Source organism: Streptomyces sp. NPDC021093, assembly GCF_044333135.1.
Lineage (GTDB): Bacteria > Actinomycetota > Actinomycetes > Streptomycetales > Streptomycetaceae > Streptomyces.
On sequence record NZ_JBIRQJ010000013.1, the window covers coordinates 189,737 to 203,567 of the forward strand.

Below are 13,831 nucleotides of genomic sequence, written 5' to 3' on the forward strand. Positions count from 1 at the left end.
GCGTACGGGCCGTGGGGCGGGGTCAGTCCAGTTCGTAGACCGCGGTGACCGTCACCTGGTCCTGGATCTGGCCGGGGGCGACCGGCACGGCCTCGTCGGCGGCCGCTCCCGGGGGCATCTCCACCGGGGTCGGCCGGCCGGCGTCGGACTCCACGATCGAGACCAGCCTGCCGAGCTCGCGACCGCTGAGCTTCGCGAACTGGGCGGCCTTGCGCCGGGCGTCCTGGAAGGCCGCCGCGCGCGCCTTGTTGCGCAGCGCGGTGGAGTCCTCGACGTCGAAGGTCACGCCGTTGATGCGGCCCGCTTCGCCTGCCGCGTCCATGGCGGCCTGGATGACGGCGCCGGTGCGGGACAGGTCGCGCACCTTGACGGAGAAGCCCTGCGCCGCCTGGTAGCCGGTCAGTTTGGCGACGCCGTTCTCGTAGCTGTGGACGGCGTTGAGGGTGAGGTTCTCGGTGCGTACGTCGCGGTCCGCGACGCCCTGACGCTTGACCGCGGCGAGCAGTGCCTTGGCCGCGGCCGACTGGCCGGCGAGGGCCGCCTTCGCGGTGGGCGCCGTCACCTCGACGCCGACGTTGACGACGGCCATGTCGGGAGCCGCGGTGGCCGCACCCGATCCGGTGACGGACACCGTGGAGGGCGCCGGGCTCACGACGCCCGCCGCGACCGGGGCCGGGCTCTGCGCGGCGGCGGGCAGCGCGCCCGCCACCAGCAGCCCGCCGGCGAGGGCGGTGGCGACGAGGGCGCGCGTGGTGACGGACGCCCGGGTCGTGGGGGTCGTGGGGGACGGTGCTGCGGTGGGGGATGCGGACATGCGGCAGGGTTCCTTCCGGAGGCCGGGCGCCCGGAGCGGCCCGGCTGGACAGTGCGGGGACATCCCAGCACCGCCCGGGCCCCGGCAGGCCACGCCACTCTGGAGCGCTCCGAAATTCACCTCCCGCCACCCGCGCGCACTCGCATGCGGTCCGCACCCCCGTTCGACCCGGCCGCCGCCCGCCATACTGAGGCGCGTCGGCGTGAATCGGGGCACGGGAAGGGGTACGCGGTGTCGCAGCGGACGCAACAGGGGCAGCAGCAGGACGGTCCGGACGGGGAGAGCACTGCCGGGCAGCACGCGTACGACGTCCTGGTGCTCGGCGGCAGCGGGGTCGACACGGTGGTGCGGGTGGACGCGCTGCCGGTGCCCCTCGCGGACTCGGTCGGGGTCTCCCCCATCAGCGAGTGGCCGGGGCACACGGGCGGCAACGTGGCGCTGGGCTGCCAGGCGCTGGGGCTCGGCGTGAAGTTCCTGGACGTCATCGGCGACGACTGGATCGGCGGCCAGGTCCGGGAGCGGCTGGCCAAGGGCGGCGTGGACTTCGAGCCGCTGATCTCGCCAGCGGGCACCCGTCGCGCCGTCAATCTGGTGGATGCGACGGGCCGTCGGATGTCGTTCTACGACGCCCGTGACCCCGATGACCTGCGGATGCCGGCCGACTTCTGTCTGCCGCACGTGCGTCGTGCCCGGCATGTGCACGTCTCCATCATGGGCTTCGCCCGCCATCTCCTGGACGACCTCGTGGCGACCGGCGTCCCGTTCTCCACCGACCTGCACGACTGGGACGGGGCCGACGAGCACCACCGTGCCTTCGCGCTCCGCGCCGACCTGGTGTTCCTCAGCGCGGCGGGTGCGGGCGAGCGGATCGGCGACCTGATGCGGGAGATCCTGCGCGAGGGCCGGGCCGGGGCGGTCATCGCGACGGCGGGCGCGGGCGGCTCGTACCTGCTGACCCGCGACGGCGGCAGCACTCCGCGTCCGGTCCCGGCGACCGTCCCGCCCGCTCCGGTGGTGGACTCCAACGGTGCGGGCGACGCGTATGTCTCCGGGTTCCTGTACGGGCGCCTGGCAGGCCGGAGCCTGGAGGAGTGCGCCCGGCTCGGCGCGCTGGCCGGGGCGTACGCCTGCACCGTCCCCGGCAACACGTCCCTGATCGGCCCGGACGCGCTGCTCGCCGAACCCGCGGGGCCGCAGGCCTGACCCTCCGTGCTCGCCGAACCCGCGCGGCCGCAGGCCTGACCCTCCGTCAGGGAAGCGCCCCGGGCCCCCGCGGCCCGGCCTTCCCCCCCCGGAGGGCCGGGCCCGACTCTCCGTCAGAGAGGCAGCAGGTCGGGCCGCTTGGCCTCGACGTGGTCCCCGGAGCTCTCGCCGCGCAGCCGTCGGCCGATCCACGGCACCAGGTGCTCGCGGGCCCAGTCGATGTTGTCGCGGCGCGCTTCGAGCCTGCCGCGCGGCGCCATCGGCGGCCACGGCTGGTCGGGGTCGGCCGGGATGTCCAGGCCGAGCACCTGACCGGCCCGCAGCGCGACCCGGGTGTGCCCCTCGGGCGAGAGGTGCAGCCGGTCGGAGTCCCAGGCCCGCCGGTCCTGCACGGACTTCAGCGACCACAGGTCGAGGACCGGGCAGTCGTAGCGGTCGGCGATGGACCGTACGTGCGCCGAGTACGTGGCGACCTTGCCGCGCAGATGGCGCAGTACGGGGACGCCCCGGGTGTCGAAGCCCGTGGTGATCATGACCGTGCCGACCGCCGACGTGAGGTCGGCGACGGCCTTCTCGAAGCGCTCGGCGACGTCGTCGGGGTCGGTGCCGGGCCGGATGATGTCGTTGCCGCCCGCACAGAAGCTGACCAGGTCGGGGGCGAGCTCCTTGGCCCGCGGGACCTGCTCGGCCACGATCTGGTCGAGGAGCTTGCCGCGTACGGCGAGGTTCGCGTATCGGAAGGTGTGCTCGGGTACCCGGTCGTCCAGGAGGACGGCAAGCCGGTCGGCCCACCCGGTGAACGCACCGTCGGGGCCAGGGTCTCCGACCCCTTCGGTGAAGCTGTCCCCGATCGCCGCGTACGACCCGATGGTGCCTGTGCTGAATGATCTCGAATCGTCTGCCACGTCGACACATCCTTCACTTCCGCAAGTGACTTACGCCACCGTAGGGAGGGGTTGACGGAGGGTGAGATATACCACCGGTCAAGATTCATTCAACCCGGAATACGCAGGTGATGCCGCGAGAACGGGGCTCGCCCCCGCACCGGGACCGGTGCGGGGGCGAGAAAAACCGTGTGCCGGAAGGGCCGAAGCCCGCCGTCGGCGTGCGGTCAGACCGGGACGCCGTTGCTGCGGAGGTAGCCCAGCGGGTCGATGTCCGAGCCGTATCCCGGGCCGGTGCGGATCTCGAAGTGCAGGTGCGGTCCCGTGGAGTTTCCGGTGGAGCCGGAGTAGCCGATCTGCTGGCCGCCGGAGACGCTCTGGCCGGAGCGGACGTTCAGCGCGGACAGGTGGGCGTACTGCGAGTAGCGGCCGTCGTTGTGCTTGATGACGATCTCGTTGCCGTACGCGCCGCCCCAGCCGGCGGAGACGACGGTGCCCGCACCGACGGCCTTGACCGGCGTGCCGGAGGAGGCCCGGAAGTCGACACCGGTGTGGTAGCCGCTGGACCAGCTGCCGCCGGAGGCGCGGTACGGGGTGGAGACGCCGGACGGGACGGGCGCGGAGAAGCCGGAACCGGAGCTCTGCTGCCGCTCGACCCGCTTCTGGGTGCGCTGCTCCGCACGCTTCTCGGTGCGCTGCTCCGTGCGCTGCTCGACGCGCTGTTCCGTACGCTCGGTGCGCTCCGTGCGGTCGGCCTGCTTCTGCGGGGCGGGCGCCGTGGCCTTCGCCCCACCGGCGCTGCCCGAGCCCGCGGGCGCCTTGCCGCCGAGGGTGAGCTTCAGACCGGGGAAGATCATCGAAGGGTCGTCGCCGACGACCGACTTGTTGTCCGTGTACAGCTTCTGCCAGCCGCCGCGCACGTTCTCCTCCGCGGCGATCTTCGACAGGTTGTCGCCGGTCACCACGGAGTACGTACGGGTGTCGGTCTTCTTGGAGTCGGCCTGCGGCGCGGCGGCCGGGCGCTCCGCCGTCCGCTGCTGGGGCACCTGCTGCAGCGGCGCCTTCTGCGGCAGCGCGACGGGAGCCGCAGCCTTGTCGGCGGCGTGCGCCCCCGTGGCCCCGATCAGCGGGAGCGCCAGTGCCGCACCGCCCGTACCGGCGGCGACGAAGCCGCGGGTGAGCGACGAACTGGACTTGGGGCGGCGGTGCTTACCCTTTGCAGGCATGACGGATTCCTCTCCGGCGCCTGCGAGGTGAGCTGTCGGGTTCGGGCTGGAGATGCCCGGCCGCGCTCCCTGAAGAGCACGACTTCACCCCTAGCCGTACCGGAGGATGGAGCGCTTCCGGTGCCGGCGTACTACCTGGGTCCCCCGCTCCTGCCACACGAAGAAGTCATGGGTGCGGATTCCGGGCGGTGGCAGGATTCGGCGGTCCACCCGGATTGACGGTGAACCTAGGCGAGTGCGGACCTCCCGAACAAGCCGTTCCCTTCTTCTCCTTCCCCTCAGCACTCCTTCTCCACGGTTCTCCCGCTGCGCCGCACCCGTCACTTCCGCCATCTCCCGCCCCTGACCTGGCCTTTGACGCCCCGGCAGTTCCCGGCAGCCCCGCCCTATGATTCTGCTCACTCGCCCCCGCCCCGGGGCCAGGTGGGTGCCTTAGGCACCTATTTTGACCCGTCATGTCGTATCGTCGGTCCGTGCCCGGCCGGTGCGCTTCGCCCCGGCGAACGACCGCGTGAGGAGCACTCGTGACGCAGCAGGCATCGCCGTCGGCCGAGCCCGACCTGGCAGGTGTACGGAACTTCCGGGACGTCGGCGGGCTGCCGACGGTGGACGGCCGGTCGACGCGGTACGGACGGCTCTTCCGCAGCGGTCACCTGGCGCACGCCACCGAGGCGGACACGGTGTTCTTCGACTCGCTCGCGCTGCACACGATCTTCGACTTCCGCAATGCCGCGGACCAGAAGCTGGAGGGCCCGGACGTCGCGCTCACCGGCGTGCGGAACGTGAACATCCCGCTCAGCGACCCGGCGGACGGCACCGAGTTCTGGCGGATGGTGCGCGACGGCAACATCGACCAGCTGCGCGAGATCCTCGACGACGGCAAGGCAGCCGCCCGTATGACGGGCTCGTACCGGCGGATGATCGTGGAGCGAACGGCCGAGCACAGCCGGGTGCTGCACGCCCTCGCCGAGGACAGCGTGCCCGCACTGATGCACTGTGCGGCGGGCAAGGACCGGGCGGGCCTGGCCATCGCGGTGACGCTCCTGGCGGTGGGCGTCGAGCGCGAGGCGATCGTGGCGGACTACGTGAAGTCGAACGACCCGCACCGGCGCTACAAGGTGCGCCGCGGCAGCGACTCCCCCGAGGCGATGAACGCCGAGGTGATGGGCCTGCTCGCGCCGCTCTTCGACGCCCGCGCCAGCTACCTGGAGGCCGCCTTCACCGTCATCGCGGACACCTGGGGCGACACCGACACGTATCTGACGCAGGGCCTCAAGCTCACGCAGGGGACGCGCGAGGCACTGCGCGAGCGGCTCACCGAGTGACGCGCACCGCCGCGCAGCACCCGCTCAGCCCTCACCGCCGAGCGTGAACAGCAGGTAGATGAAGGCCGCGAAGGCGTGGCCCACGGCGACGTACAGGAAGACGCGCAGCACCAGCCCGCGCGGCGCCCTGTCCTCGACGAAGCCGAGCACGCCGGACTTCCCCGCGCCGTCGTTCCAGTCGGCCTTCTTACTGGTCCTGGAGTTCTCGTCGTGGGCCGCCTCCTGGGCGGCCCTGGCGATCGCGGCCATCGCAGCAGTCTGTGACTCGGTGAGATCCGGCATCTCATGACTCCTGGGGCAGGCAGAGCCCGGCGACGGTGCTCTGCATCAGTGTGTGGACGAAAAGCAGCTCGGCCCCGGCCGGCGTCACCGAGGTGATCCGGTGCGGGGTGAGCGAGTCGAAGTGGGCGCTGTCGCCCTCGTCCAGGAGGTGGACGGTCTCTCCGAGGACGAGCCGCAGCCGCCCTTCGAGGACGTACAGCCACTCCTCCCCCGGGTGCACGCGGACGAGATCGCCCTGGGCCGCGTGCGGGACGTGCACCCGCAGGGCCTGCATGGCCCGCCCGGAGCCGCCCGCCTGCCGGTACGTCCAGCCGTCGGCCTCGCGCGCGGACATGTCCCCGGCCCGCAGGACGGCGTCCCGGTCGCCGGTGGTCTCGCCGAGCAGTTCGGAGACGGTCGTACCGTAGATACGGGCGAGCGCGAGCAGCATCGGCAGCGAGGGCTGGCGCCGGCCGGTCTCCAGCCGGGAGAGGTGCGCGGGCGAGAGCGAGGCGCGGCGGGCCGCCGCCTCCAGGGTGAGACCGCTGCGGCGGCGGAGTTCGCGCAGGTGGGGGGCGACCGGAGGCATGTCACCCGGGCCCTCGCCCGAGCCTTCGACCGCCTCGTCGAGGCGTGGCGTCATGGATCCATTGAGCCAGAAGGATTGCCTCTGAGGCAAACTTCTTGCCTCAGAGGCAAAAACCTTCGGGCCGTACGGCTCACCGGTCCGCGAGCCGCCGGGTACCTCTCGCCGGCCCGCGGGCCGCCGGGCGCCTCACCGGTTGGCGACCGCCTGCTTCACCAGTGTCCTGCCGAAGTCCCACATCAGGCCACCGCCGCCGTGTGCGTCGTCCATCACCGCGGTGAACGCTTCGACGAAGCGGTCGACCTCCTTCTCCCCCACGGTCAGCGGCGGGATCAGCTTGATCACTTCGAGGTGGTCGCCGGAGACCTGCGTCAGGATCCGGTGCTTCTGGAGCAGCGGCACGACGACCATCTGCGCGAAGAGCCCCTTGCGGGCGGCCTGCAGCATGGCCCAGCGGCCGCGCAGCTTGAACGACTGCGGACGGCCGAACTCGATGCCGATCATGAGTCCGCGCCCGCGCACGTCGTGCAGCAGCTCGTACCGGTCGATCAGCGCGGCCAGCCGTGACTTCAGCAGCTCGCCGGTCCGCCGGGCGTTCGCGACGACCTCCTCGTCCTCCATCACCGTCAGCACCGCGAGCCCGGCGGCCATCGCCTGTGCGTTGGACCCGAAGCTGGCCGAGTGGACGAGCACCCGGTCCATCGACGAGTACACCTTCTTGAAGATCCAGTCCTTGCCGAGGGTCGCCCCGACCGGCACGTACCCGCCGGACAGCGACTTGGCGACGCACAGCAGGTCCGGCTCGACGCCGTCCTCGTGCTGGTACGCGTAGAAGTCCCCGGTCCGCCCGAGGCCTGTCTGCACCTCGTCGGCGATCAGCAGTGCCTTGTGCTGGTGCAGCAGTTCCTGGGCGGCGCGCAGGAAACCGGGCGGCGTCTCGCGCACCCCCTTCCCCTGGATCGGCTCCACGACGAAGCCCGCGACGTCGCCGCGCTTCAACTCCCTCTCCAGCGCGGCCAGATCGCCCATGGCGATCGCCGTGTCGGGCAGCAGGGGGGCGAAGCCGTCCCGGAATCCGCTCTCCCCGTTGACCGAGAGCGAGCCGGTGGTCAGCCCGTGGAAGGCGTGCGCGCAGTACAGGATCCGCGGCTTCCCGGTCGCGTAACGGGCGAACTTCAGCGCGGTCTCGACCGCTTCGGTCCCGCTGTTGCCGAAGAACACCCGGTCCAGGTGCGGACTGTGCGCGAGGAGCTTCTCCGCGAGCAGTCCCGGCAGCGGCTGGCAGTCGAAGCGGGTCAGGTCCGCGAGCGACGCGTCGAGCACGTCGTGCAGGGCCTTGCGCACGACGGGGTGGTGGCGGCCCAGCCCCATCACCCCGAAGCCGGCCAGCATGTCGAGGTAGTCGTTGCCGTCGGCGTCCCAGAAGTACGCGCCCTCGGCCCGCTCGTAGACCCGGTCGAAGCCGATCGTGTGCAGCATGCGCGGCAGTTGGTGGTTGAGGTACCGCGTGTGCAGCTCGTACCGCTCCCCGCCGCGTGCGGCGAGCAGCCCTGCCAGGTCGAAGCCCTTGCGGCCGGAGCTCCCTGCGGCCCCGAGGTCCTTGGGCGCGTCCTCTGTCATTGCTGTCAGTTCTCCTTCTCCACCGGTCGGTCGGATGCGTACGGAGTGAGGGCGGCACCGATGCGCCCCGCGATCTCGACGGGCGTGAGCCCGATGTCGGCCAGTACTTCACCGCGCTTGGCGTGCGCGAGGAACTGCTCCGGAATGCCGAACGTCCGCAGCGGTACGTCGACGGAGGCGTCCCGCAGCGCCTGGCCGACCGCCGAACCGACGCCTCCCGCCCGGGAGTTGTCCTCCACGACCGCCACCAGCGAGTGCAGGGCGGCGAGCGGTGCGAGGGCCGGGTCGACCGGCTTCACCCAGCGCGGGTCGACGACGGTGCACCGGATGCCCCGCTCCTTGAGCAGCTCCACGGTCTGCAGGCACACTCCCGCGAACGCGCCGACCGAGACCAGCAGCACCTCGGGGTCCTCGTCCCGGTGCAGCACGTCGAGGCCGCCGACCCGGTCCACCGCCGGGTACTCGGGACCCACCGACTCCTTGGGGAAGCGCACCACGGTCGGTGCGTCGTCGACCGCGACCGCCTCCCGCAGCTGCGCCCGCAGCTGTACGGCGTCGCGCGGTGCGGCGATCCGCAGGCCCGGCACCACCTGGAGGATCGACATGTCCCACATGCCGTTGTGCGAGGGCCCGTCGGCGCCGGTCACGCCGGCCCGGTCGAGTACGAACGTCACACCGCACTTGTGGAGGGCGACGTCCAGCAGAACCTGGTCGAAGGCACGGTTGAGGAATGTCGCGTACACCGCGAACACCGGATGCAGGCCGCCGGTCGCCAGACCCGCCGCCGACACCGCACCGTGCTGCTCGGCGATGCCCACGTCCCAGACCCGGTCGGGATACGCCGCGGCGAACTTGGTCAGCCCCACCGGATGCAGCATCGCCGCGGTCAGCGCCACCACGTCGGGCCGCTCCGCCCCGACCTTCACCATCTCGTCCCCGAACACCGAGGTCCACGAAGGCCCGTTGGACGGCGACAGCGGCTCGCAGGTCAGCGGGTCCATCGCCCCCACCGCATGGAACCGGTCGGCCTCGTCCTGCTCGGCGAAGGCGTACCCGCGGCCCTTCTGGGTGAGGCAGTGCACCAGCACGGGACCGTGGAAGCGCTTGGCGCGCCGCAGCGCGGACTCCATCGCCGCCACGTCGTGCCCGTCGATCGGTCCGACGTACTTCAGCCCCAGGTCCTCGAACATGCCCTGCGGTGCGAAGGCGTCCTTGAACCCCTTCTTGGCGCCGTGCAGCGATTCGTACAGCGGCTGTCCGACGACCGGGGTGCGCTGCAGCAGTTCCTTGCCCCAGGACAGGAACCGCTCGTAGCCGTCCGTGGTGCGCAGCGTCGCCAGGTGGTTCGCGAGCCCGCCGATGGTGGGCGCGTACGACCGTTCGTTGTCGTTGACGACGATGATCAGCGGCCGGTCCTTGGCGGCGGCGATGTTGTTGAGCGCCTCCCACGCCATGCCGCCGGTCAGTGCCCCGTCGCCGATGACCGCCACGACGTGGTCGGGCCGTCCCAGCACCTGGTTGGCCTTGGCCAGCCCGTCCGCCCAGCCGAGGACGGTCGACGCGTGCGAGTTCTCGATGACGTCGTGCACCGACTCCTCGCGCGACGGATAGCCGGACAGGCCGCCCTTGCCGCGCAGCTTCGAGAAGTCCTGACGGCCCGTCAACAACTTGTGCACATAGGACTGGTGGCCGGTGTCCAGCAGGATCCGGTCGACCGGCGACTCGAAGACGCGGTGCAGCGCGATCGTCAGCTCCACCACGCCGAGATTGGGGCCGAGATGGCCCCCGGTCCTGGCCACCGCGTGAATCAGGAACTGCCGGATCTCCTCGGCCAGTTCGACGAGCTCTTCTTCGTCCAGCGCCTTCAGGTCCCGCGGACCCCGGATACCTTCCAAGATCGCCACGTTCGGCCCCCTCTCGGATTACTGTTCGGCTCACCGTGACGCCGGGCCGGCCCGAGGGCTCCCCGGCGTCCTCCATGCCGTCGGACCGGGCCGTCGCCCCGTCGGCCGCACCGTGTGCGGCCGCGTCCCGCCGACCGCCGCCGGCCCGACCCGGACGCGCCGCGGGGTGCGGCGCGTCGCGAGCGGTCGGGCCGGCGGCACGGGGAGCACCGGTCTCACCGGCGCTCCGGCGCTCTCACCTCACCCGCGGTTTCCGGCGACGGTCTCGCGGGCGGCCCGGATGGACTCCTTGAGCGAGCCCATGGTGGCGAGGACGGCCGTGGGCTCGTACCCGCAGTGCGCCATGCAGTTCGCGCACCTCGGGTCCTTGCCGCGCCCGTACTTCTCCCAGTCGGTCTCCTCGATGAGCTGCCGGTACGTCGGTACGTACCCGTCGCTCATCAGGTAGCAGGGCCGCTGCCAGCCGAACAGGGAGTAGTTCGGGATCGCCCAAGCGGTGCACGGGAAGTCGGCCTTGCCCTCCAGGAAGTCCAGGAAGAGCGGCGAGTGGTTCAGCCGCCACTTCTTCCGGTTCCCCCCGGCGAACGACTTCTTGAAGAGCTCCCTGGTCTGCTCGACGCCCAGGAAGTGCTCCTGGTCGGGGGCCTTCTCGTAGGCGTAGGCGGGCGAGATCATCATCTCGTCCACCTCCAGGTCGTCATTGAGGTAGTTGAGCACCTCGATGATGTTCTGGGGGGTGTCGGTGTTGAAGAAGGTCGAGTTGGTGGTCACCCGGAAGCCGCGCCGCTTGGCCTCCTTGATCGCTTCCACCGCCTCGTCGAAAACGCCTTCCTTCGCGACCGACTCGTCGTGCCGCTCGCGCAGCCCGTCGATGTGCACGGTGAAGGCGAAGTACGGCGACGGCGTGAACTTCTCGATCTTCTTCCGCAGCAGCATGGCGTTCGTGCAGAGGAAGACGTATTTCCTCTTCGCCACCAACTGCCGCACGATCTCGTCGATCTGAGGGTGCATCAGCGGTTCGCCACCGGCGATGGAGACCATCGGGGCGCCCGATTCGAGCACCGCCCCCACGGCCTGCGCCACCGGCATGCGCTGTTTCAGCACCCCGGCCGGATGCTGGATCTTTCCACAGCCCTCGCACTTGAGGTTGCACGCGAAGAGCGGTTCCAGCTCGACGATCAGCGGGAACTTCTCGCGTTTGCGGAGCTTCTGTTCGAAGAGATACGTCCCGACCCTGATGGTCTGACGGAGCGGCATTGCCATCTGGCTCACCTCCTGGGGAGCAACAAAGAACGGTGCCATTCATAGAACGCGGGCAGTACTTGGCGAAGAACACGGAAGGCCGATATTCCTCCGCCGAGCGTGCCGAGTCGAACGAGTTCGTGCCCGGGGGCGTCCACGACCACCCGGACGGCGGCCACGGGCCGGGGCCCGACCCGCAGGGCCCCGGCGAGGGTCGCTGCGGACTCCATGTCCACGCCGACCGCCCCGGTGGCCCGCAGCGCGGCCCGTTCGGCCGTGCCGCGTACGACGTGGTCGCTGCCGACCAGCGGCCCGGTGTGGACCGCCCGTCCCGGCAGTGCTCTGGCCACCGCGTCGGCGAGCAGCTCCACGTCCGTACAGGCGGTGGAGCCGCGGCTGTCGCGGGTCTCGGTGGCGACGACCACGTCACCGGGGTGCATGCCGTCCGCGAGCCCGGCGCAGAACCCGGACGCGACGACTGCCGCGTCCCGGACCGGGCCCGCTTCGCCGAGCGTGCGGGCGACCGCGTAGTCGGCCGCTTCCGCACCCATCCCCGTACGGAGTACGAGGACGGGTCCCGCGGCGCCGCTGCGGTCGCCGCCGCGCAGGGCGAGGCGTTCGATGCCGAGCGCGCAGGCGATCAGCAGCGGCTTGGTACTGCCGGGTCCAGCTGAACCCGGGGTTCGGGTCAATTCAGCCCCCTCAGCGGGCGTTGCGGGTGTCTTGCCTGGTCCGGGTTGGTCAGGTGGCCCGGGAAGTGGGGAACACGGGTTCCCCGTGGACGTACCGGCCGAGTGCGGTGAGCGGGAACACCTGCCGGTACAGGTGGTAGTTGATGGAGAAGTCCCAGGGGAACCCGGTGCCGGTGAAGTACGGCTCGTCCCAGGAGCCGTCCGGGAGCTGGGTCTCGGCGAGCCAGGCGACGCCCCGCTCGGTGGCCTTGGAGCCGCTCTCCCCCGCCGCGATCAGCGCGAGGAGCGCCCAGGCCGTCTGTGAGGCGGTGGACACCCCGTGTCCCGCCCAGTCTGCTTCCTTGTAGGAGCGCAGGTCCTCGCCCCAGCCGCCGTCGTCGTTCTGCACGGACTCCAGCCAGGTCACCGCCCGTCGGATCGCGGGGTGCGACACCGGCAGTCCGGCGGCGGTGAGGGCGGGCACCACCGACCCCGTGCCGTAGACGTAGTTGACGCCCCAGCGGCCGAACCAGGCGCCGTTGGGCTCCTGTTCGGCGAGCAGCCAGGTGATGCCGCGCCGGGTGCGCGGGTGGTGGGCCTTGCCCTCGACGGCCAGCATCTCCACGACGTGCGCGGTGACGTCCGCGGACGGCGGGTCGATGACCTCGCCGAAGTCGCAGAACGGCAGCCGGTTGGGAAAGGCGCTGGTGTTGTCGGCGTCGAAGGCGCCCCAGGCTCCGTTCTTGGACTGCATCCCGAGGTTCCAGCGCACACCGCGCGCGATGGCTCCCTCTATCCGCTCCCGGTCCGGGTGGGCGACCCGGCGCAGCGCGAGGATGACCTCGGCCGTGTCGTCGATGTCGGGATAGTTGTCGTTGTGGAACTCGAACGCCCAGCCGCCCGGCGCCAGTTGCGGCCTGCGCACCGCCCAGTCACCGGGCCGTACGATCTCCTCGGCGAGCATCCAGTCGGCGGCCTTGACGAGCGCCGGGTCGTCGGCCGGCACGCCCGCGTCGGCGAGCGCGATGGTGGCGAGGCAGGTGTCCCAGACCGGGGACTGACAGGCCTCGATCATCCGGGAGCCGTCCTCGCGCCAGACCGCGAACCGGTCCAAGGACTCCAACCCGGCCCGCATCACCGGGTGTTCGAGGTCGTAACCAAGGAGATGCAGGGCGATCAGCGAGTACACGGCGGGCGGCTGGATGCCGCCCCAGCAGCCGTCGTTCTCCTGCCGCTCGATGATCCACCGTGCGGCGGACTTCATTGCCGAACGCCGCACGGGCGGCGGTGCGAACCGGTGATAAACGTGCAGCGCCTTGTCGAGCCGCTGGAAGACGCCGTCCCAACTGGCGGGCGAAGCAAGGCGCTTGGGCGGATTCGGATGGCGCGGATCGGTGTGCAACTCGTCGAGGGCGAACGGTGCGGGACGGACCGGCCGCTTCGCCGAGACCACCGTCAACGGCACGATGGTCTGCCGCGCCCAGCACCCGAAATCGTAGATATTGAGAGGGACCCACTTGGGAAAAAAGAGCAACTCCGGTGGCAGCTCGGGGAGATCGTCCCACTTCCACCAGCCGAAGAGCGCCAGCCAGATCCGGGTGAAGACCCGGCTCGCGGCGATCCCGCCGCGGGCGCGCACCCAGGCCGCGGCCCGGGTCATGTGCGGTTCGTCCGGGAGGTCCCCGGCCAGCCGGAGGGCGACGTAGGCCTCGATGGTGGCGGAGAGGTCACCGGGTCCGCCGTAAAAAGTGGCCCAGGTGCCGTCGTCGCGCTGCTCGCCCCGGATGAAGAGGGCGGCGGCCTGGACGGTCTTCTCGTCCTGGATGCCGAGGAACTGACGGAGCAGCAGGTCTTCGGCGTCCATGGACACATTGGTTTCCAGGTCGCCCTTCCACCAGCCCTGGGCGTCCTGCCGGGCGAGCAGATGGCCCACCGCCCGGTCCGTGGCCCGCCGCGCGGCGTCCATGACGTCGGGTGCGGCGGTGGAGCGTGCATCGGTCTGGCTGGCCGCAGTCGTTCCGGGGTCCACGGCCCCGGAACTTCCGTCGGTCGTCGCTGTCATGGTTTCCCCTTCGTGCAGTTGGACTATCTGCTG

At 71.1% G+C, this 13,831-nt stretch carries 12 protein-coding genes and 1 riboswitch; of the genes, 2 read left to right on the forward strand and 10 right to left on the reverse strand.

Features of this window, described 5'->3' with window-relative positions; genetic code table 11:
- Window positions 1-22: 22 nt before the first annotated feature.
- Entirely contained in the window at window positions 23-814 is a 792-nt protein-coding gene (locus ACH4SP_RS34775) for an SIMPL domain-containing protein (RefSeq protein WP_398421039.1), read from the reverse strand.
- A gap of 312 nt (window positions 815-1,126) precedes the next feature.
- Between ACH4SP_RS34775 and ACH4SP_RS34780 the strand changes: the two genes are divergently transcribed.
- The gene (locus tag ACH4SP_RS34780; RefSeq protein ID WP_398421216.1) at window positions 1,127-2,017 is read left to right on the forward strand and encodes a carbohydrate kinase family protein; all 891 of its coding nucleotides are present in this window, start codon (window positions 1,127-1,129) and stop codon (window positions 2,015-2,017) included.
- 113 nt (window positions 2,018-2,130) lie between these two features.
- Here ACH4SP_RS34780 and ACH4SP_RS34785 read toward each other — a convergent pair whose 3' ends face one another.
- Both ACH4SP_RS34785 and ACH4SP_RS34790 read right to left on the reverse strand, forming a co-directional pair.
- Window positions 2,131-2,922 carry an SGNH/GDSL hydrolase family protein gene (locus ACH4SP_RS34785; protein WP_398421041.1) on the reverse strand — a complete coding sequence of 264 codons (792 nt, stop codon included), beginning with the start codon at window positions 2,920-2,922 and terminating at the stop codon, window positions 2,131-2,133.
- 206 nt (window positions 2,923-3,128) lie between these two features.
- Window positions 3,129-4,127: a peptidoglycan DD-metalloendopeptidase family protein gene (locus ACH4SP_RS34790; protein ID WP_398421043.1), complete on the reverse strand. Its 999-nt coding sequence runs from the start codon at window positions 4,125-4,127 to the stop codon at window positions 3,129-3,131.
- A 4-nt stretch (window positions 4,128-4,131) separates the two neighbouring features.
- Window positions 4,132-4,341: riboswitch (cyclic di-AMP (ydaO/yuaA leader) on the reverse strand.
- A 310-nt stretch (window positions 4,342-4,651) separates the two neighbouring features.
- Here ACH4SP_RS34790 and ACH4SP_RS34795 point away from each other — a divergent pair.
- Window positions 4,652-5,452, forward strand: a complete 801-nt coding sequence (locus ACH4SP_RS34795; RefSeq protein ID WP_398421045.1) for a tyrosine-protein phosphatase — start codon at window positions 4,652-4,654, stop codon at window positions 5,450-5,452.
- Between the two features lie 24 nt (window positions 5,453-5,476).
- On the opposite strand, the gene ACH4SP_RS34800 is transcribed toward ACH4SP_RS34795, so the two are convergent.
- The 7 genes from ACH4SP_RS34800 to shc all read right to left on the reverse strand — a co-directional run bounded on the left by ACH4SP_RS34800 (window position 5,477) and on the right by shc (window position 13,798).
- Entirely contained in the window at window positions 5,477-5,734 is a 258-nt protein-coding gene (locus ACH4SP_RS34800; protein ID WP_398421047.1) for a DUF6126 family protein, read from the reverse strand.
- Window position 5,735: 1 nt separating this feature from the next.
- Window positions 5,736-6,356 carry a helix-turn-helix domain-containing protein gene (locus ACH4SP_RS34805; protein ID WP_398421049.1) on the reverse strand — a complete coding sequence of 207 codons (621 nt, stop codon included), beginning with the start codon at window positions 6,354-6,356 and terminating at the stop codon, window positions 5,736-5,738.
- Between the two features lie 132 nt (window positions 6,357-6,488).
- Window positions 6,489-7,919, reverse strand: a complete 1,431-nt coding sequence (locus ACH4SP_RS34810) for an aspartate aminotransferase family protein (protein ID WP_398421051.1) — start codon at window positions 7,917-7,919, stop codon at window positions 6,489-6,491.
- Between the two features lie 5 nt (window positions 7,920-7,924).
- On the reverse strand, window positions 7,925-9,823 hold the full coding sequence (gene dxs / locus ACH4SP_RS34815) for a 1-deoxy-D-xylulose-5-phosphate synthase (protein WP_398421053.1): 1,899 nt from the start codon (window positions 9,821-9,823) through the stop codon (window positions 7,925-7,927).
- 240 nt (window positions 9,824-10,063) lie between these two features.
- Window positions 10,064-11,086, reverse strand: coding sequence for an adenosyl-hopene transferase HpnH (gene hpnH, locus ACH4SP_RS34820; RefSeq protein ID WP_398421054.1), 1,023 nt, complete (start codon window positions 11,084-11,086; stop codon window positions 10,064-10,066).
- Window positions 11,087-11,091: 5 nt separating this feature from the next.
- Complete coding sequence (locus tag ACH4SP_RS34825; RefSeq protein ID WP_398421056.1) at window positions 11,092-11,757, reverse strand: 1-hydroxy-2-methyl-2-butenyl 4-diphosphate reductase; 666 nt, start codon at window positions 11,755-11,757, stop codon at window positions 11,092-11,094.
- Window positions 11,758-11,806: 49 nt separating this feature from the next.
- Window positions 11,807-13,798 carry a squalene--hopene cyclase gene (gene shc / locus ACH4SP_RS34830; RefSeq protein ID WP_398421058.1) on the reverse strand — a complete coding sequence of 664 codons (1,992 nt, stop codon included), beginning with the start codon at window positions 13,796-13,798 and terminating at the stop codon, window positions 11,807-11,809.
- Between the last annotated feature and the right edge of the window lie 33 nt (window positions 13,799-13,831).